At 47.4% G+C, this 21,312-nt stretch carries 13 protein-coding genes; 6 read left to right on the forward strand and 7 right to left on the reverse strand.

The genetic code is table 11. The annotated features are described in order from the left end of the window. Nucleotides 1-14: 14 nt before the first annotated feature. The 6 genes from HHL16_RS03200 to HHL16_RS03225 all read right to left on the reverse strand — a co-directional run bounded on the left by HHL16_RS03200 (nt 15) and on the right by HHL16_RS03225 (nt 8,628). Complete coding sequence (locus HHL16_RS03200; RefSeq protein WP_169423698.1) at nt 15-1,241, reverse strand: quinol:cytochrome C oxidoreductase; 1,227 nt, start codon at nt 1,239-1,241, stop codon at nt 15-17. Between the two features lie 37 nt (nt 1,242-1,278). Beyond that, a complete protein-coding gene (locus HHL16_RS03205) occupies nt 1,279-1,977 on the reverse strand; it encodes a c-type cytochrome (RefSeq protein WP_169423699.1) in 699 nt (232 codons plus the stop codon). 17 nt (nt 1,978-1,994) lie between these two features. Further along, nucleotides 1,995-2,582: a DUF3341 domain-containing protein gene (locus tag HHL16_RS03210; RefSeq protein ID WP_169423700.1), complete on the reverse strand. Its 588-nt coding sequence runs from the start codon at nt 2,580-2,582 to the stop codon at nt 1,995-1,997. Nucleotides 2,583-2,609: 27 nt separating this feature from the next. Next, nucleotides 2,610-4,061 (reverse strand): NrfD/PsrC family molybdoenzyme membrane anchor subunit, encoded by a 1,452-nt coding sequence (nrfD, locus tag HHL16_RS03215; protein ID WP_169423701.1) that lies wholly within the window; start codon nt 4,059-4,061, stop codon nt 2,610-2,612. Between the two features lie 62 nt (nt 4,062-4,123). After that, nucleotides 4,124-7,309 (reverse strand): TAT-variant-translocated molybdopterin oxidoreductase, encoded by a 3,186-nt coding sequence (locus HHL16_RS03220; RefSeq protein ID WP_169423702.1) that lies wholly within the window; start codon nt 7,307-7,309, stop codon nt 4,124-4,126. A 62-nt stretch (nt 7,310-7,371) separates the two neighbouring features. Further along, nucleotides 7,372-8,628 (reverse strand): c-type cytochrome, encoded by a 1,257-nt coding sequence (locus HHL16_RS03225; protein WP_169423703.1) that lies wholly within the window; start codon nt 8,626-8,628, stop codon nt 7,372-7,374. A gap of 335 nt (nt 8,629-8,963) precedes the next feature. Between HHL16_RS03225 and HHL16_RS24935 the strand changes: the two genes are divergently transcribed. From HHL16_RS24935 to HHL16_RS03255, 6 genes are all read left to right on the forward strand, one after another. Then, complete coding sequence (locus HHL16_RS24935) at nt 8,964-9,917, forward strand: phosphoribosylglycinamide formyltransferase (RefSeq protein WP_240965754.1); 954 nt, start codon at nt 8,964-8,966, stop codon at nt 9,915-9,917. 57 nt (nt 9,918-9,974) lie between these two features. Further along, a complete protein-coding gene (locus HHL16_RS03235) occupies nt 9,975-10,742 on the forward strand; it encodes a hypothetical protein (RefSeq protein ID WP_169423704.1) in 768 nt (255 codons plus the stop codon). Nucleotides 10,743-10,751: 9 nt separating this feature from the next. Beyond that, a complete protein-coding gene (locus HHL16_RS03240; RefSeq protein WP_169423705.1) occupies nt 10,752-11,294 on the forward strand; it encodes a hypothetical protein in 543 nt (180 codons plus the stop codon). A gap of 169 nt (nt 11,295-11,463) precedes the next feature. Beyond that, complete coding sequence (locus HHL16_RS03245; RefSeq protein WP_169423706.1) at nt 11,464-12,645, forward strand: dipeptidase; 1,182 nt, start codon at nt 11,464-11,466, stop codon at nt 12,643-12,645. Between the two features lie 10 nt (nt 12,646-12,655). Beyond that, nucleotides 12,656-13,819, forward strand: coding sequence for a heparan-alpha-glucosaminide N-acetyltransferase domain-containing protein (locus HHL16_RS03250; RefSeq protein WP_169423707.1), 1,164 nt, complete (start codon nt 12,656-12,658; stop codon nt 13,817-13,819). Nucleotides 13,820-13,838: 19 nt separating this feature from the next. Continuing rightward, entirely contained in the window at nt 13,839-15,416 is a 1,578-nt protein-coding gene (locus HHL16_RS03255; protein WP_169423708.1) for a D-aminoacylase, read from the forward strand. Between the two features lie 5 nt (nt 15,417-15,421). Here HHL16_RS03255 and HHL16_RS03260 read toward each other — a convergent pair whose 3' ends face one another. After that, a complete protein-coding gene (locus tag HHL16_RS03260) occupies nt 15,422-21,196 on the reverse strand; it encodes an alpha-2-macroglobulin family protein (RefSeq protein ID WP_169423709.1) in 5,775 nt (1,924 codons plus the stop codon). Nucleotides 21,197-21,312 lie beyond the last annotated feature (116 nt).

Below are 21,312 nucleotides of genomic sequence, written 5' to 3' on the forward strand. Positions count from 1 at the left end.
ACACAGTTTACTGATCAGGTATGGTGTATGATACTTTCTTTTATCAGTGGGTGATTCTTCGCAATCAAAGGTGTTTTGCTCAGCGCTCTTCCCACAGAGAAGATGATCAGACCTACGAAGCCGGCTGCAACACCGAAGTCGAACAGGTTGAGAGGAACATGATCTTTTTCCACGCTTGCGAATACCATCTGATAGAAATCGAACCAGTGGCCTACCAGTATCACTATTGCCATCATAGCAATGGTTGTATAGTTTCTCTTGGATCCACGACGCATCAGAATGAGGAATGGAGCCAGGAAGTTGATCACAAAGCTGAACCAGAATACTCCGGTGTATGCACCGCTCTCATGGTCGGTAGTGATACGCGAACGGAAGTAAACAGTTTCTTCAGGAATGTTTGCGTACCAGATCAGCATGTACTGAGAGAACCACAGGTACGTCCAGAAGATAGAGAAGGCAAACATGAACTTACCAAGGTCATGCATATGCTCTTCGTTGGTGTATTCGAGGTAACCCTGATTTTTCAGGTATACCACGAAGAGTACGATTACTGCCATACCAGCAACGAATGTGCTTGCGAAAGTATACCAGCTGTACATAGTAGAGTACCAGTGAGCGTCGATGCTCATCAGCCAGAGCCAGGGTACAGTGCTCATTACAGTAAGAGCGAACCATACGATGAACACAGCTGCCCATACGGTATTCTTGAAAAGATATTTGCGTGCAGACTCAGTGCTTGAAGGAGGATTGTTTTCCAGCTCAAGATTCAGTTTGCGCATTTTAGCACCCAGAACAATCCATCCGATGAGGGTGAGGAGCGTCCAGATGATGAAAAAGCTCTTATTGAGGAATCCTGATTTTCCTTCCAGGATCTTATCTCCGTGAGGATGCAGCCAGTGGTAAATATGAACGTCGGGAATAGTTACCAGGCAGATCAGGATGATCACAGTGATGATACCGATAGGAATCACTGCGGTTGAAATGGCCTGCGTTACTCTTCCGAAAGAAAGCTGCCAGCTGCCCCATGCGAGCGTAGTGGCACACATGAAGAACATAGACGCATTTACTACCAGTAAAAAGTAGACGCTATTTTGCAACAGAGCTGCCCAAAACCTATTGGTGTGTTCCCCGGTTCCATAGAGCAGGAAGCCGATAATCACCGACAGCACACCTATTCCCATCAGGGCTAACGACCAGGTTCTGTATCGCTTCGGTATCTCAAAAAATTCTTTACTAGCCATTGTCAACAGTTTATAATTTCAATGTGTCTCTTGTCAGTTATTTTTTAGCAGTTGAATCGGTTGCTGGTTTTGCAGCTACTGCGCCGGCAGCTGGCTTTGCAGCATCAGCAGCAGGTTTTGCTTCTGCAGCAGCGCCGCCATTGGCTTCAGCCTGCTTTCCCTTGATATAGCTGATCACCATCCAACGCTGTGTAGTGCTGAGTTGTGATGCATAGCTGCCCATCATGTTCTTTCCGTAAGTAACGGAGTACATCATCTGACCAGCAGGCATGCCTGTGTAAGTTGCGTTGCTGATGAGGTTGGCAGGAGCAGCAATGTAAGGGCCGTCGGTGCCATCAGTTCTTTTGTGAAGAACGCCCTGACCATCGAGTTTAGCTCCATGGCAGATACCGCAGTTCACCAGATAGAGGCGCTCAGCTTCTTTATGCTGATCAGGTGTTAGGGCAGTGATTGGGTTGGCAACCGCTTTGGATGCTTCGTAATTCACTGTTTCTCCCTGTTTGTCTTTCGTGATTGCGAAAGGAAACAGTTCACCTCTTTTGATAGTACCGGGCACGGGTTTGGCATTGTAATTAATGCCGAGTGCCTTGAAGGTATCCAGCGGAGTATAAGATTCAATGGCCACGCTATACGCCATGTCTGGCATATAAGCTCTACCGGGCTCTCTGCGCACATCGCTACAACTCCAGGCTACAATTGCCAGTACTAAAACAGCTATGATCGATAATTTTTTCATCGTGCTCAATATTCGAATTATGCTGAAACGGTTTCGTCTGAATATAACTTTTGTTCTCTGTCGTAGCGACCGAGCCACCAGCCCGTCTCTGCGATCTGAGTATTCACATCTTCTGCTTTGAGGGTGTTGAGGAACCCGGTGATCTCTGATTCATCAGATTTTGGAGTAACCTCAATTACCATTACCATTTTGTCGTCGGTAGCTCTTGGGTGGAAGTGGTGCTTCCTTACGAATGGAGCCAGCTGACAGAGGTAGCAGAATGTGAGTACCATACCTACGGCAGCACACAATACTGTGAACTCGAACATGATGGGGATCCACGCCGGCAGTGCGAAGTGGGGCTTACCACCGATGTTCAGCGGCCAGTCCTGAGTAAAGATCCAGGCGATGCAGCTCAGTGCGATAGTGGTACCGGTGATACCATAGATAAAACCGGCAGTGTGAATGCTTGTATCGCGGAGGCCCATTGCCTTATCGAGACCGTGAACCGGGAGCGGAGTGTATACATCGTGCAGTTTGTATCCGATCTTCCGCGCTTTCTTCACAGCGTCGAACACTTGCTCTTCTTCGTTAAAACAACCAACTACAAATTTTTTAACAGCCATATAGCGACTTTGTATAAGTTAACCTAATTAGTGATGTGCAGCGTGCACTTCGTGAAACAGTGAATCAGCGCTTTCTTTTTCTACGTGACCCATTTCTTTCTTATAGCTCTCACCTGATTTCTTCAGGATATGCTTGATCTCAGCGATCGCAATAACCGGGAAGAATTTAGAGAACAGGAAGTAACAGGTGAAGAACAATCCGAATGTTCCGAGATAGAATCCAACTTCCCAGATGGTTGGGCGGTAATAAACAGCCCAGCTGGATGGGATATAATCACGGTAGATAGATGTTACGATGATCACAAAGCGCTCGAACCACATACCAATGTTCACGATCACAGACATGAAGAAGGTAACTACGATGTTTCTTCTCAGTTTGCGGAACCAGAAGATCTGCGGAGAGATTACGTTACAGGCCATCATCAGCCAGTAGCTCCATCCGTAGGGGCTGAAAAGATCCAGCCTGTTCTTCATGAACGCATAACCTTCATATGGGTTTTGACCATACCATGCGATGAACAGCTCAGTGAGGTAAGCGATACCTACGATTGAACCCGTAAGTACGATTACTTTGTTCATCACCTCGATATGCTCCATAGTGATATAATCTTCCAGTGCCAGTACTTTTCTGGTAACGAGCAACAGGGTTTGTACCATCGCGAAACCAGAGAAGATCGCACCCGCTACGAAGTAGGGAGGGAAGATGGTAGTGTGCCATCCTGGAACCACTGAGGTTGCGAAGTCGAAGGATACCACCGTGTGTACAGAAAGTACGAGTGGTGTACTCAAACCTGCCAGTACCAGAGAGAGGCTCTCATGACGTTGCCAGTGTTTGGTTGAACCGGTCCATCCGAAGGCGAGCAAACCGTAAGTGAGTTTTCTCCATTTCAGTTTGGCACGGTCACGGATTGTTGCGAAGTCAGGAATCAGACCTGAATACCAGAACAACAGTGATACGGTGAAGTAAGTAGAGATCGCGAATACGTCCCACAACAGCGGAGAGTTGAAGTTAACCCACAGCGGTCCGCGGGTGTTGGGGTAAGGCAGTACGAAGAAGGCCATCCATACACGACCCATGTGCCAGATCGGGAACTGACCCGCACACATTACGGCGAAGATGGTCATCGCTTCCGCAGCGCGGTTCACACCTGTTCTCCATCCCTGACGGAACAGCAGGAGGATCGCGGAGATCAGTGTACCGGCGTGACCGATACCTACCCACCATACGAAGTTGGTGATATCCCAACCCCATCCAATGGTTTTATGCAGGTTCCACTGGCCAACACCGTAAGTAACCTCACGGTAAATTGAATACACACCGAACAGCAGGAGTGCCACGGAGATCACGAAACCGATCCACCATGCACGGCTGGGGGGCGCTTCAATAGGACGCACAATATCTTCCGTTACCTGGTGATAATCTTTTGAACCATCCACCAACGGGGCTCTTACTTGCGATTCGTACTTGAATGATGCCATTTGATATAAGCTTTAAGCTATTAGCGTTTAGCTTGAAAAATTTTTATTCCTGTTCACTTCCCTTAGTGCGCTGGTGCTGTATGATGCTCAGCTGCAGGGGTTGCTTCTTCTTTTTTGAACACTTCGCCACTCAGGTGACCTTCGTTTGCGATCTCGTGTGAGTTGCGCACTTTAGCCAGGTAGTTGATGTTTGGCATTACGTGGATCTGCTCCAGTGCATGGTACAGACGCAGGCCATTCTCTTTTCTAACCTTGCTGATTTCGCTTTCAGGGTTGTTGGCGTTACCGAATACGATCGCATCGGCAGCACAAGCCTGCTGACAAGCAGTTTTGATATCACCATCTTCCAGAGGACGGCCGGCTTTCTTAGCTTTCAGCTTACCTTCCTGAAGACGTTGTACGCAGAATGAACATTTTTCGATCACACCACGGCTACGTACTGTAACGTCTGGGTTCAGTACCATGCGGGTGAGCTCATCGTTCATCATCAGCACCACATCATCCAGTTTGCCTTCTTCAACGAGTGGCTTCTGGTTGTTGGCAAAGCTGTCTGCTCCGGTGTAGTCGGCCCAGTTGAAGCGACGTACTTTGAACGGACAGTTGTTGGCGCAATATCTTGTACCGATACAACGGTTGTAGGTCATTTGGTTGAGACCTTCGCTGCTGTGGTTGGTAGCTGCAACCGGACAAACGTTCTCACATGGAGCGTTATCACAGTGCTGGCACAACATCGGCATGAATACGGTCTGTACGCTATCCGGATCGTTGGGGTTACCGCTGAAGTAACGGTCGATACGCAACCAGTGCATATCGTGGAACCTTGCTACTTCGTATTTACCCACTACAGGGATATTGTTCTCAGCGTTACAAGCTACCACGCAGGCGCCGCAACCGTAACAGCTGTTGAGGTCGATGCTCATTCCCCATTTGATGCCTGGGCGATCGTGAACAGGGTAGAGTGTTCCTTCTTTCTCGTAGTTCTCCAGACCACCCCAAGGAGCCAGTTCTTTAGCTCTTGCATTGAGGATCTGCTTAGGATCTTTTTTGAACTCGTCGAGTGTAACTTCTTTCACTACTTCGTGACGGCCTTCGTAGCTGTTGTGGTTCTGAACCTGAGCGATCTTGTAAGTTTTGTCGAGGTTCTTCACTTCTACTTTATCAGTAGCAGCCCACTCTACAGTGGTTCCGTTATATGACAGTAATGGATAAACGTTGGTACCGAGCGGTTTGCCTTCCATGTTCACCACTGCTCTTCCGATCTCAGATGCACGTCCGTAACCAACCGCTACTGCGATGGTGTTGGATTGCATACCTGGGATAACCATGATAGGCAGTTCAACTTTTTTGTTTCCGATGGTGAGTTCGAGTACAGGCTTCATTACTTCTACCTCGTACTTGTCTGCTCCATGGCTGGTGCTCAGGTCGATGCCGAACATCTCTTTCGCCATCGTTGTGCCGATCATGGCATAGTTGTCCCATGATACACGTGTGATAGGATCAGGCATTTCGAGCAACCATGGGTTGTTGCCTTGTTTACCATCACCGATAGCTACTTTCTGATAGATCACTACTTCTACTTTACCGGCTTTCTTCATTCCGGCAGCAGCAGTGAGTGCAGCTGCAACAGCAGCGCTGTTGAAGGCAGCAGCAGCAGGTGCGATAGCGGTTTCGATTACGCCATCCTGCAGTGCTTTATTGTAATTGTCTGCGCTTCCGAGTTTGGAAGTCCAGTAATTTTTGAAGTATACATCATACGCAGTTGCGTTGCCTGCCCATTTCAGGAGTGAATCCTGCATTGGTCTGGTTTGGAACAGCGGATTGATGGTTGGCTGGATCATGCTGAACTGACCAGCTTTGAATTCTGCATCACCCCAGCTTTCGAGGAAGTGAGGAGCAGGCAGAACGTATTTGCAGCCCTTGGTAGATTCGTCCAGTTTCTCGTTGAAAGAAATGGTAACCTTTACGTTGTTGAGGGCTTTTTTGAATTTCTCGCCATCGAAGTATTCGTAAGCGGGGTTCACTCCGGCAATGAGGAGAGCACCTACTTTACCACCTTCCATGTCGGATACCAGTTGCGCCATTTCAGCGTCGAGGCCCTGATGTGTAAGGATGGGTGCAGCGAAGTTGATGGTGGTACCGTTAGCGCCGATCGCTTCGTTGATGGCGTTTACGATGATCTGAATATTTACATTGTTGCTTCCTGCAACTACCAGGGCTTTGCCTTTGTTGGCAACCAGGTCAGCTGCTGCAGCTTCGATGCCTTTTTTCAGTTTGCCGTCTACACCGGCAGCGCCTTGTCCGTTGATAGCGCTGAGCAGCGCAGCTGCTACAACACCAGTTTCGGAAGGGCGGTGAGTATAACGTTCGTCGGCGTTTGAACCGGTGAGGCTCATCATGCTCTCGAACTGATAGTGTTTGCTGATGTCGGGATTCTTCTCGTTCACCTTTCTACCGGCACTGTATCCACGCTGGAACTCAACAGGGCTGAGCCATGTAGCGAGGAAGTCGGCGCCAAGGCTAACGATCACTTTAGCATTTTCAAACTGATAAGAAGGAATGGCTTTCTTACCGTAAGTGGCTTCGTTGGCGAGGATCACACCGCTGTAAGAAGCAGCATCGAACTGCACCTGACGGCTACCTGGATACTTAGCGAGGAATTCGCCGATGATCTGTTTGGTAGAAGGTGAGTTGATGGTGCTGGTGAGCAGTACAATGGGAGCACCATTGAGTGCAGCCAGTTCGTCCATGATCTGCTTGTCGATCACGTCGTATGCCACCGCGGTTCCTTTTGCTTCGGGATTACGCAGGCGGGCAGTATCGTACAGGTCGAGTACAGAAGCCTGCACTCTTGCAGTAGTAGCACCTTTTGTGTGAGTGCTCAAAGTATTTCCTTCGATCTTGATCGGACGACCGTCGCGAACTTTGGCAACTACGGGAATGGCTTCACCACCGGAGATATAGGTGGTTGCATAGTAGTCAGCAACTCCGGGCACGATATCCTGCGGTCTGTTCACATAAGGAACAGCTTTTCTTACAGGAGTTTCGCAGCTTGCGGCAGCCATAGCAGCTGCGGTGCTGAACCCTAAATATTTAAGAAAGTCTCTGCGTGATGCATTGGCATTGGCTAGTCCTTTGTCTGCAGCACCTTCAACCGGCAGGTCTTCGTTGAATTCGTTCTCTGCCAACTTTTGATGGGCCTCACTGTGATTGAGCTCTGTGAAACTCTGCCAGTACTTTTTTTTAGCCATTTATATTCAGTTTGAAAAATTTGGAAAAAGGGGCGTTAGCCGGTTCGCTATTTTTTAGCTGATTAATAGTGACATTTCTGACACTCGGTACCGCCGATATCACTTACGGTTACACTGTCTCTTGTCTTGTTCTTGATCTCGTTGTGATATTTCTCGTAAATGCTGTAAAACTTGTTGTCTACGAAATCAACTTTTGTTTCACGGTGGCAGTTTACACACCATCCCATGCTCAGTTCAGCAACCTGCTTCACTTCGTGCATATTGTTGATTTCGCCGTGGCAGGTCTGACACTGCACTTTACCAGCTTTTACGTGTTGTGCGTGGCTGAAGAATACGTGGTCAGGCAGGTTGTGGATCTTAACCCATTCAACAGGTTTGCCTTCGCTGGTATATTCTTTCTTCGCTGCATCGTATCCTGCGGCAGCATGTACTTTCTTGATTTCTGCGGTAGCATCCAGCTCAGTACCATCTTCTTTGTAGATAGGAGCACCAGTGTACTCTGTGATGGTCATGTGGCAGTTCATACAAACATTCACGGAAGGAATGCTCGCCTGTTTGCTTTCCATTGCACCACCGTGGCAATACAGACAGTTGATCTGATTGGTTCCGGCATGCACTTTGTGAGAGTAGAAAATCGGTTGTACCGGCTCGTAGTTCTTTCTGCGGTCGAGACCGATCATTCCTTTGCTTACGAATACACCACCAATCACAAAGAGAATAACTGTGATGAGTGCGATGTAAGTTTTATTTCTGTAGAAAGGGATTGGCTCGTGTGAAGGAAGACCGTCTTTATCGTCTGCGAGTTTTTTCAGATTGCTGTTAACACCCAGCATTACGAGTGCTACAACGGCGAGGATCAGGGTAAGAACACCATAAAGGATCATGTTGTCCGATTCACCCATCTTACCATCGGCAGGAGTATTACCACCACCTGCAGCTGCTACCGGCGCTTTGTACTCGCGTACATATTTCAGAATCGCGTCGATCTCTTCATCTGTCAGGGAAGGGAACACGTTCATCGGCGTTTTACGCCAGTCGTTATACAGCTTGGTGAAGTATGGATCTCCTGAAGCCAGTACTGCCTGGTTGTTTCTAATCCATGCATGGAGCAGCTTCTTATCTTTTACGCGGTCTTCAACTCCTTTCAGCGCCGGACCGGTCAGATCTTTATCTACCTTATGACAGGTACCGCAGTTATCGTTGAACAATTTCTGCCCGTCTTGTGCAGAAAGTTTGTTTCCAAACGACAATAACGTAATCAATAAAACACTGAGAAGGGTCCCTCTGGCAATTGGTCTTTGTACTCCTTGGTCAATCATATCAGTTGAATATGACGAGATTATGTGGAAAAATTTCCTGATTTGGCTGCAAAAATAAGTCAGGATTCTAACAAAATATCAACATAGTTAAAATTTTTTTAAGCCAGTCCTGGCGCGGGTTTCAGCGGATTTTTTCCGCCTTGTTCAATGTGTCATGACAGAAATGTCATGTTTTTGTCACCCCAATTTGGGGAGGGCCCCGTTGTGGAAAACCTCCGGTAGTTATATCTTAAAAATCATCATATTAGAGCATCTCTACCGGCATTTTGCCTCCATTCCCCGGATTTTCCGCTTCGCGATTTCAAAATTGAGCAATTTGCTGCACTTTTGCCCTCATGTTTCAAAGGCTTCAACAGAAATGGAAAGTCAACGGCTGGAGATTACTCCTTATCCTCATCACCTTCGCTACCGGCGGAAGCCTTTGCGGCTATCTCGGTCGCTTGATTATCAGTCAGCTAAACATCGGTCAGCCCGTAATACGTATTATTATATATATAGTGATCGTAACGATCCTCTGGCCTTTCTGCGTAATCCTGATCAGCATCCCCACCGGTCAGTTCAACTTCTTCAGGGCATATCTGACGAAAATGGGACAACGAATGGTCGGGAAACAACCCGCCACCGCCGATCGCGCAGAAACCAGCAGCAATGAGGAGAATCAGAATAAACTTATCATGAGCCAAAAAGAAAATAACACTACTTCCACTCCATTCCGCATCGCCATCTTTGCGTCCGGAGCAGGATCCAATGCCGCTAAAATTATCGAGTACTTCAAAGGAAAACCCGAAACCGAAGTTGCACTCGTTGTCTGCAACAAACCCGGTGCCGGCGTTCTCGGCATCGCCCAAAAGGCCGGAATCCCCACCCTGCTGATCGAAAAGGAGCAATTCTTCCGCGGTAATGGCTATGTAGATGAACTGCAACACGCCAATATCGGATTTGTAGTACTGGCTGGCTTCCTCTGGAAAGTTCCCACCTCACTCATTCAGGCATACAGCGGAAGAATAGTGAACATCCACCCCGCCCTTCTTCCCAAATATGGTGGCAAAGGCATGTACGGAATGCATGTACACAATGCAGTGATCGAAGCCAAAGAAAAAGAAAGCGGCATCTCCATTCATTTTGTGGATGAAGTGTACGATCATGGAGCTGTGATCTATCAGGCCATCTGTACCATCTCCGATACCGATACGCCGGATATGCTCGCACAAAAAATTCATCAGCTCGAACATGCACACTACCCCAGAGTAATTGAAGAAGTGATTGCAGGTTTGCAAAAACGCAGTTAAATACAACAATCCCCCGTTAAAGATCGCTATCTTGCTCCTGCACACAATCTAACAAAATTGCTAAGGGCCGGACTGTTCATACTACTTACATTTATCTGTACTATTAGTCTCAACCATGCCTGGGCGCAACAGCGGTTCAAGGTAACAGGAAGGGTTTTCGATGTAACCAAACTGGTACCACTACCCTCCGTAACCGTGATGAGCACCAACGGCCTCGGAACTACTACCGATTCTCTCGGCCAGTATTCCATCGGTGTTTCTGAAACGGATTCCATCTGGTTCTCGTATCTGGGTAAACCCACACCAAAGTATCCGGTGAAGAGCATTCCGAATATCAATCAGTTTGAATTATCGTTGCACGTAAGCGTTACCAACCTTCCGGCAGTGATAGTTAAAAGTCCCAACTACAAGATGGACTCACTGCAGAACCGGCTCGAATATGCCAAAGCTTTCAACTTCAGAAAGCCCGGACTCAGCCCCAGCGTAAACCCCAATGGCGGAGTGGGAGCCGATCTTACAGAAATCATTTCCATTTTCCAGTTCAGAAGAAACAAAAGAATGGCCGCTTTCCGCGACCGCCTTATCCGCGAAGAGCAGGACAAATATGTGGATCATAAGTTCAGTCGCCCGTTGATTGTAAAGCTCACCGGCCTCAAAGGAGAAGAACTGAACGCCTTCATAGAGCGATACCGCCCCGAACTCTGGTTTGTGAATACTGCTACCGATTACGAAATGGGCATGTATATCAAGAAGTGTTTCGAACGATACCAAACCAGCAAAAAGAGCGATATTCCTGTTCACACAGGAGAAGAACCATCAAACTAATTATACTTCATGGACCAACTGAATCTCGGTACCGGCACCCGTTTGCAGCATACGCAATTCGGGCCCGGCGTAATCACCGGCGTTCGCTACGCCACGTATCTCATTACCTTCTTCAATCACGGAACAAAAGAAGTGGATAAGAATGATCCCAATCTCGACGAGATCATTCCCGATAACGTTACCGAAGAAATAGAAACGCATAGCGATGCAGAAAAATCATTGCTCAAAATTCTTCGCCTCTGGAATGGCTTCAGCGAAACCGTTCCACTTGGCGACAGATGGAAAGGAGGAACCATGTTGCTCCAACCCGCCGACAAAACCCAGAAACCCAAAGAAGTTCCGGTAGAGGTTTTCTTCCATAAGATTGTGATGCTGCGCGACAGGCTCCGTGTGCTGGAGCAACAGATCAACGCACACAAGATCATGAGCGACGAAGACAAAGTAAATCTTCAGCAATACATCACGCGCATCTACGGCACTCTCACCACTTTCAACGTATTGTTCAAAAACAAAGAACAATGGTTTATCGGAGAGAAAGGAAGCGCTGAGTAAACGACATCCGTTACAAACGCATTTACCCCTGTTGCAAGAGTTTGCGGCAGGGGTATGATATTTCCGGGAACCGCGCGCCTGCTCCGTCTGCCTATTTTTTCCTCTGGTCACAATTGAGTAGTCTTTCTTGCAGCACTTGATTATATTGAATGACCAACAAGACCACGCTATGAGAAAATCGTTCTTTTTCTTTTGGATACTTTTTGCATGCCACCAACTTTCAGCACAGGGATGGAAAGATCTTCATTTCAAATCCATTGTGGTAGACACTCACAACGATATCCTTACCACTGCTTTTGAAAAGAATCTCAGCTTCGATAACGATCTCAAAGGCAAAACGCATTCTGATCTAAAGCGATTTGCCAAAGGCGGCATCGATGTTCAGATATTCTCCGTTTGGTGCGATGGCAGTTTTGGAAAAGGAAAAGGGTTCGCACGAGCCAATCAGCAGATCGACACGCTCTATGCTGTTCAGCGCCGCAATCCCGGCAAAATGATGATTGTTACCAATTCCACCGAACTGCAACAGGCCGTAAAGTCCAACAAACTCGCAGCCATGATTGGCGTGGAAGGCGGCCATATGATCGAAGACCGCATCGATTATCTCGACAGTCTCTACAAACGCGGCGCGCGCTATCTCACGCTCACCTGGAACAACTCCACCTCCTGGGCCAGCTCTGCTCACGATGAAAGCAAAGGCAAATCACCAAAAGGACTGAACGATTTCGGAAAGGAAGTAGTTCGTCATATGAATAAGATCGGCATGCTCGTAGATCTCAGCCATGTTGGCGAGCAAACATTCTGGGATGCCATCAACACCACCACACTACCCGTAATTGTTTCGCATAGCTGCGCACATGCGCTCTGCCCCGTATTCCGCAATCTCACAGACGATCAGATCAAAGCCGTTGGAAAGAATGGTGGAGTGATCCACCTCAACTTCTTCAGCGGATTTGTAGACAGCAATTTCTTCAAAAAGATACGTGCATTTGAATCGCGCCATCGCGCAGAGAAGGATTCATTGCAGGCTGCAGGCAACAGCGAAGAAGTTATATCAGACATGCTCGCCACAAAATACCCTTCGGAAGTGAATCAGATCCGTGCACCCTTTTCCTTACTCTTCGATCACCTGGATCATATTGTGAAGCTGATCGGTACAGACCATGTTGGATTGGGTTCGGATTTCGACGGCGTTACATCTACGCCGCAAAAGCTGAACGATGTAACAGACTTTCCGCTCATCACCAAAGAACTGATGAGACGCGGATACACCCATCAGCAGATCAGCAATATACTCGGAGGAAATTTCCTGCGCCTGCTTCAATCTGTTGAGCAGGGCGCCAAACCATAAACCTGATCTTATGCAACCCATAACACAATCACGCAGTCGCATTGCCAGCATCGATATTTTGCGCGGCATCATCATGGTGATCATGGCGCTTGATCATGTGCGCGACTACTTCACCATTGCACGGTTCGATCCCACAGATCTGAGCCAGACCACACCCGCCATGTTCTTCACGCGATGGATCACACATATCTGCGCACCTACTTTTATGTTCCTTGCAGGTACGGGTTCATTTCTGTATGGTGCGAAAAGAACGAAACCTGAATTATCGCGCTTCCTTTTCACGCGCGGACTTTTTCTGGTGATCCTGGAATTTACACTGGTAACACTGGCCTTGCAGTTCAACTTTTCGTTCAATCTTCTCATTGCATTGGTATTCTGGTCGATTGGCATGAGCATGATTTTTCTTGCCGCCATGATCTGGCTGCCGAACAAAATATTATTGGCCGTGAGCCTTCTCATGATCCTGCTGCATAACACAACAGATAATATTTCGCCGGAGTCATTCGGTTCTTTCAGCTGGCTTTGGAACGTGTTGCATGTAAGGGGATTTATTCCTTTCTCTGAAACCAGTGGACTGGTGATCGGGTATCCTCTCATTCCATGGATCGGTGTGATTGGCGCGGGATATGCATTCGGACAATGCTTTCTGTGGGAACCGAAAAAAAGAAGCAGGTTCTTTGTTCAGCTGGGGCTTACGCTTATAGGTCTCTTCATTCTTGTACGCGGACTAAATGTGTATGGAGATCCAATGCCCTGGACCACACAAAAATCTTCACTCTACACATTGCTGTCGTTTCTCGATACCGCCAAATACCCGCCATCACTCAGCTTTCTGCTGATGACTATCGGGCCGGCCATCTTATTGCTTGGACTGTTGGAAAATGCAAAAGGAAGCTTTGCAAACTTCTTCAGTGTGTATGGCAAAGTGCCGCTGTTCTATTTTCTGCTGCACTTTTATCTCATACACCTTATCTCGATCTTCGCCGGTATGGCACAGGGTTTCAAAGCAACCGACTTCCTTCATATTTCGGATTCGTATCCGAAAGAGTATGGGTTCGGACTGCCCGGCGTGTATCTTTTCTGGGCATTGATTGTACTGCTGTTGTACTATCCATGCAAGTGGTACGGCAATCTCAAAGCACGCAGTAAAAATCCATTATTGAGTTATATTTGATCAACACGTATTGCAGCTTATGAAACTATCCGCCACTCTTATGATGCTGATGCTGGCACTCGTTGCGCATGCACAGCAGGTTTGTGATATCCTCATCAAAAACGGGAAGATCATCGACGGAACCGGCAACTCATGGTTCTACGGAGATATTGCAGTGAAGGATGGAAAGATCATTGCAGTTGGAAAACTTACTCAATTCCAATCTGCCAATACCATCGATGCAAAACAGCAGGTGGTTGCACCTGGGTTCATCGATGTACATGGACATATCGAAGGAGGCATTTTTACCACACCCACTGCCGACAACTATATTTACGATGGCGTAACCACCGTGATCACCGGCAATTGCGGCGGCTCTGCCACCGATCTGCGTCGTTTCTTCAGCAAGGTAGACAGCACACATACTGCCATCAATGTAGCATCGCTGGTTGGTCACAACACAGTGCGCGAACAAATAATGCAACGCGATAACCGGCTCAGCAGTGCAGACGAACAACAGCGCATGGATCAACTCGTGGAGCAGGCCATGAAAGACGGAGCCGTTGGTTTATCCACCGGTCTCATCTACATCCCCGGAACCTTCGCCAATACAGCCGAAGTTGTGAGTCTGGCCAAAGCAGCTGCCCGATACAACGGCGTTTACGCTTCACATATCCGCAACGAAGAGAACAGTGTGGTGGATGCCATCAACGAAGCCATTCAGGTGGGGAAAGAAGCAAATATCCCCGTGCAGATCTCCCACTTCAAAGTGAGTGGCAGAGCCAGCTGGGGCAAATCAACTACCACCATCGAACTGATCAAAGAAGCAAGGAACTTAGGATGGGATGTAACCATCGATCAATATCCTTACACTGCCAGCAGCACCAATCTCGGTGTGCGCCTGCCCGACTGGGCGATGGCCGGTACGCAGGACAGTGTGAATGCGCGACTTCAAAATCCCATCATCCGTGCACAGATCAAAAAGGAAATGCTGGAGCAACTCGCAAAATACAAATACAAAAACTACAGTTATGCCGTAGTGGCCAACTATCCCGCAGACAGCAGTTACAATGGCAAGAGCATTTCCGAAATCAACAAATTGCTCGGACGAAAACCGAAGCCGGCATGGGAAGCAGAAACCATCATGGAGATGATTGCCAAAGGCGGCGCGCAGATGGTGTATCATGGCATGCATGAAGATGATGTGAAGTACATCATGCAATATCCTTTCTGCATGGTGGGAGCCGATGCCGGCATCCCCGTCCCAGGAAAAGGAATGCCACATCCAAGAGGTTATGGTTCCAATGCGCGTATCCTCGGAAGATATGTGCGCGAACTGCAGGTGCTCTCTCTCGAAGAAGCCATCCGCAGAATGACTTCACTGGCCGCCCAAAAATTCCAGCTGCAGGATCGTGGACTGCTCAAACCCGGACTGGCTGCGGATATCGTGATCTTCGATCCGGCTACAGTTACCGACCACGCAACTTTTGAACAACCTCACCAATATTCAACCGGTTTCAGCTACGTAATTGTAAACGGACAAATAACCATGCAGCAAGGCAAACATACCGGCGTTCGCAATGGGCATGCGCTCTATGGTCCGGCGAGAACTAACTAACATGCTTACCTGATATTTATTTTCTTCATTCCTTCTCTTCCGAAAAATACCGGGAAGTACATCGCACAGGCTTTTGCCGGATTGAGATTGTATTTACCTGAATACCTCGGAAGCAGCGACACTGAGAATTCATACACACCAGGTTTGAGTTCGCTGCAGAACAACGATACTTTGTTAGTGAAATACTCTCTGTTCACTTCGTTATTTCTCCAGGGTTGCTCTTTGCTTTGATAGCTGCATCCTGCAGGGATGTGGATCTCCAGCATCACATAACTGGCATCAGCTTTCACGCGCACGCGTATGGAGAGCGATACCGGCTGTCCGGCTTTGAGTGTGGTAACCGTGTCGCGGCCCTGAATGAACACAGAGCTTACTTCAAAGCTGCTATCCACTTTTGCAGGATTGGGATTCCACTTTTCCTGATAGGCTGTAAAATACACCGGCGATAATCCTTCCTTGGTAATTTTCAGCGCTTCGCGATTGTTCAGTTTTGTGGTGAACGGGAATGATCGGGTGGTTTGTTCGCGGTCTCCCTGTTTTACAGTAAGGGAGGCAGGTTTGCCAGTGGCTTCATGTTTCAATATTTCGGGAAGGATGGTTTCGAGTATCAAAATAGATTCGTAAGTGTTGCGCCAGTAACCGGTGCTTCTTTTTTCGAGGAAGTAACCACGGATCTTTTTCAGCCAATCTTCGTGTCCGCCTGCTTTGCGCAATATGCGATACATCAATACTGTGTTCTGAATAGAGTTGTCGAAGAACTTGTAGCCTTCTTCTCCCCAGTACATATTTCCGAAAAGCGTGCGACGATGTTTGTTCAGCAGACTATCCGGAATCTGTACCGTTCCGAGTTGCTGTTGCAATGAAATCAGCAACAGGTTATCGTGCAGGCTTGGATATTTGTTGTAACGATGTAATGAATCTATCCATTTGCCGTACTCTATTTTTGAGTCCAGCTGAAGCAGGGTTTTCATTACGGGTACTGCAGCAGGAATATCTTTTTTAGTGGATTCAAGACTATACACGAGATAGTCTTTTACCAGCTGTTTGTTGAAGCCGGAACTGAATCCTTCCTGCTCTGCAAGCAGCAGGGCTTCCACCACATGCTGTGTGATCCATAGTTCGGGACGCATGCCTTTCCACCATCCCCATAACCCTTCAGAAGATTTTGCCTGATTGAGTTTTGAGATCAGTTCATTGATTTGCTTGTTGTAATTGAATTTCATGCCCTGCATGGCATACACTTTCTTTCGCATCAGCAGCGCTTTCAGTTTTGAGGCAAGTTGTTCATTGCATCCGTACTGATACAGCCACACCTTTTCTATTTCATCGTCGAGGATGGGCAATGCAGAAGACTCAGCACGCACCGTTACTTCAGAGCCTGCAGCTGGTTGCCAGATGAATGATGTATCGCTGTCTAGGCTGGCAAATATGCCATTGGCTTCGTTCACCCCCTGAACAAATACCGGGAGTTTTCTTTCTTCTCCATCGAAATAACCATCCGGCGCAAGCACGGAGTAAGTGAGTTTCATGGTATCGCCGGAAGCCTTTACCATAAAGGAATCGATGCGATTGTTTGTTACATCGATATCTGCAACTGAAACGGGCTGATCGTTCAGCAGAAAGCTGCGTTTCAGTTTTTTGCTCTGAGCTGTATAGTTGAGCGTTTTGCCGATCACCTGAATTTCATCGCCCGCAACTGCGAAGTTGGGAAGATGTATGGTGCCACTGATGGCTTTGAATGCGTGAATATCTGCGCTTGCCAACCCGGAATGGCGATCGCCTGTTACAGCAATGGCCCATGTTTTCCATCGGGTGATGTCGTCGGGAAATGTTACGTCGGCTGATGCTTTCCCCTGATGATCTGTGCGAAGCTTTGGCAACCAGTACACATCGTCCCTGAATTTGGTGCGGAGTGAATTGCCGGGCCTTGCCTCGGCAACATCTCCGATGTTATCTTTCTGTACTTTCTTTGTGGTAATTAATATCACACCTTCAGCAGCTTTTGCTCCGTAGAGATTGGTAGCTTCAGCTCCTTTGAGGACCACTACATTTGCAATCATGGAAGGATCCATGTCTGCGAGTTTTTGTGATACAGGAATGCCATCTACAAGTACCAATGGACTTTTAGAATCAGTTGTCGCTGCAAATTCCATGATAGAGACCGATGAAGTCTGAACACCCGCTAATGCATAAACTGCTTCTTTCTTCTTTGATATGCCGTAAGCAGTCACCACCACTTCATTCAGAGAAAGCTCACTTTCAGTCATTTTAATTTCATAGAATGCTTGTCCGGAGATGGGTATTGTAGTTTGTTCAAACCCAAGAGCCGTAACCACCAATGTTCCTTTTGACGGCACACGCAAACTGAAATTGCCTTGTGCATCGGTTACTGTTCCAAAGGATGTATTCTGAACAGACACCGTTGCGCCAATAACAGGGCCATCATTGCTGTTGACCCTTCCGATAGCAAGCAGGCTTCCTTCATCGAGATTAAAGAACTGCCGGTTGAAAACCATTTTGATGGAATCCTCGTTCCGTGGGACTTCCAGGCCTTCGTAAGCAAGCGCCTGATTATCGATAAGACTTGTTACTGATTCACTCAACTGACTTTTACTCAGTATCGTTGGCTTGCCTGTAAGGCAGTAATTGAATCCGTTTGCACGCACCAGAATATTCTCTTTTACGAACCACTGTCCTTTCTTCATAAGGCCCATAATGCGGTAGAGTCCGGGTTGCAGATAGCCAAGGTCTCTTTCTCCACCTTTGTAGACATTCATAAAATCGGGATCATCATTTCTGAACAGCAGGATATTTTTCAGAAACAGAGTGTCTGTATTTTCAGTTTCTCCGATGCGGATCAACAGTCTTCCATACTTATTCCCTGAAAGCGTTTTGTTTTTGAACAAAGACTCTTTGATGCTTCGTGCATCCAGAAAAGCTTCCCAGAGACTGTCGATGGTGGCGCCCGTTACAGCCCTGTCGCCGATAGAGTAACGATGGCGCTCTTTCGTAAGAATATGGTTGTACATTTTCTGACGCGCTGATGCTTCCTTCATTTTTATCAGGCCGGGAGTGATGGTGTACACGTAATTTCCTTCCGGCGTGAAAGGCTGGCTGAATATGCCTTTTACGTTCATCGTTGCATTGGCGCCTGTAAGCGGACCAACGAATTGCTGCGAAGGCGACCTTGACCATTCCGAAGTTTCGTAATTCATCAGGAGGTAACGACCGTTTTGCTGAATCCAGCTGAAGCGTCTGGTATTGGGGAGGTTCACCCACATCATGTATCGATCCCAGTAGAATTGTTCTTCAGGAGTGAGCGTCTCAGGCATCTTGCGGATCTTAACCAGTCTGTTGCTGGTATCGGCATTGATGCTGATGATGGTTTTCATTTTGGGTTGAACAAAAATGCTGTCTGTGCTGATGAGTTTATCTGCAGTTCTGATGCGGATGATATGGCTGCCCGGTGATACCTGAAAGCTGTACTGCTGCCATTGACCTGCATCTTTGAAGAAGTAAGGTTCATCATCGATATAAAGCATCTGCACTTTCTGCAAAGCACCGTCGAGCACAACAAATGGTGCCACTTGCGTTACTGAATCGGAAACGGATTCTCTGTTGATGTAAATATTTTTCGGGTAGAGGAATTTGTAATATTCGATACTGTCGAGGCCCAGACGACGGCTCCATTTTTCCCAGTTCAGCGGATGATGTCCGTAAAAAGATACCCGGTCTGTTACTTTGTAATTGTTTCCTTTTTTTCTTGCAGCGTATGGCTTGTTGTACGAAGGCACTTGCGGATCTTTCAGATCTTCGAACTTTGCAGTAACGCCATACAGGGTGAGATCCGCATCCGGTACGGGTTTGCCGGCAATATCCTTTACTTCCACATTAATGGTAGCACGCTGTCCGGGGTAAATGAACTCCGGTTGATTTACCGCAATGCGCAGCGTCTTTGGCATGTAGGTTACAGTGTACTGCTCTTCGAGCAACCTATTTCCGCTGATGTATTGAATGGATACATGGTAAGGTTTCGATGAATGTGTTTTCACTGCATATCGAAGTGCATCTGCTTTCCCCTGTGCTACCGCTTTGTTTCCCTCGAATATGGTATACCAGGCAGGAAGCTGCAACGGATTGTGCAGATCGATAAAAACACTGTCGCTGGTTCTGCGCGAAAAACACCTAATGGCTTTCTGATTCACCTCAGGAACGATCTGCTCTTCAAACCCCTCCGACCTGATGATGTATCGATTGGCAAATGGATGCACAGGAATTACAGCGGGTAACTGAATAATGCGCTTCTCCGCTGTGTCTTTTCCACCGGTAGTCATTATCAGATCGGCTGTTGCGGCAACAATGCTGCCGCCTTCCATCATCTTAATGCGTATACTGTCCTGATCTTCTTCTGCAAACAGTACCCGCTTTCTGCCGTCGTAACTGAGATACAGGTTTTCAGTTTGCCGTTCATTGTTGCTGTTGTTGAAAACGCATTGGATTGAATAGTCGAATACGGCCTGGGGAAAGATGCTGTCTGGCAACATGATCTTTGTTTCGCCCACTGCATCGAGGGGTTGCTCCCATGTCCAGAGTGTATCGCGAATGAACATCTCAGGCTGCAGGAATTTTCTGATCTGTCCGGAACGGATCACTGTCAGAGAAACCCTTCCATCCATTACGGCAAGATCATTTTCATCTCTGGCTTTGCAGATCACAGACACCGGATTGCCGGGGTTGTGATTTTCCTTATCCGTTCTGGCATTGAAAGTGATGGCTTGTAATTCATATTCTTCATACACGATTTTTCCGCGCATGAGCACTTTGCGTTTCATGGCATATTCATCGTCGTCGAGATCGCCATCGTACTCATCCAGATTGTATTTGCGGCTGCTGAGTTCTTCGATGGTAATGAGGTAATCATCATCGAGGTCGAGATCGAGGGAGTCGTTCAGTACAAAACTGTATTCGAATCCGCCGGGGCGGTAAGGATGGATAGTGGCGATCACCGTATCAGTCGAAAAGCCGTCGTCACTGATGCGGACGATCATCGGGCGGTCTACAGGTTTGCCGCTGGCAGTAGTGATCCATGCTTTCAGTTTCACCGTATCGTTGATCTTGTACTTCGGTTTACTGAACACCATAAAGCCCCGGAATTTTTTCTCGTGTTTGGTGGGATCGTCAAAAAAGTATTGATTGCCTTTGTTGCTGTTTCTTCTGCCATAGCGGTGCTTCTTGCGAAAGAGTTTTTTCAGCCATGGCTGCTTCATGGGGTTTTGCAGATTGAAGAAATGCAGGGTATTCTGATGGTTGATCTCAACGATACCTTTTTTTGTTGCATGCGCGATCTTATACAAACCGGTTGCTGCATCGAGATTTATTTTCTTCTTATTGAGAAACACCTGCGCATCTGTTACAGGCTCGCCCTTGCTGTTATGCAGAAAGATCAGCAGATCATGATAGTTGGGAATTATTTTCCATTGGAGGTCGTCGGAGTTGTACAACTGATACCAGAATTCATCGGCTAATGTTTTTACGAAAAGGTAATTGCCCGGAGGCAGTACCGGCTGAACGCCATTAACAGGAAATGAATCGACCAGCTTATGCAGCCATGATTCATTGAATTCGTTCATTTTTTTGGCAAAGAGTACACGCGAAGTGGAATTGTCGATCCGGTAAATATAGGTGTATGCGCTATTGCGGCTACTGCCGGTTAGATTTTGTTGGGATTGCAGCTCACTGGTACAAATGAGTAGTAACAGAAACAGGTAGACCGGTCTCATACAGCAGGTTTATTGTGGGATGCCTCCATTTCGGGGATTACACAAAGGCATTAAAAAAACCTTCACATAATTTTCCGACACAATGAGCATCAGCAATAACGGAAGCTGCATAAGAT

Source organism: Pseudoflavitalea sp. G-6-1-2, assembly GCF_012927185.1.
GTDB lineage: Bacteria > Bacteroidota > Bacteroidia > Chitinophagales > Chitinophagaceae > Pseudobacter.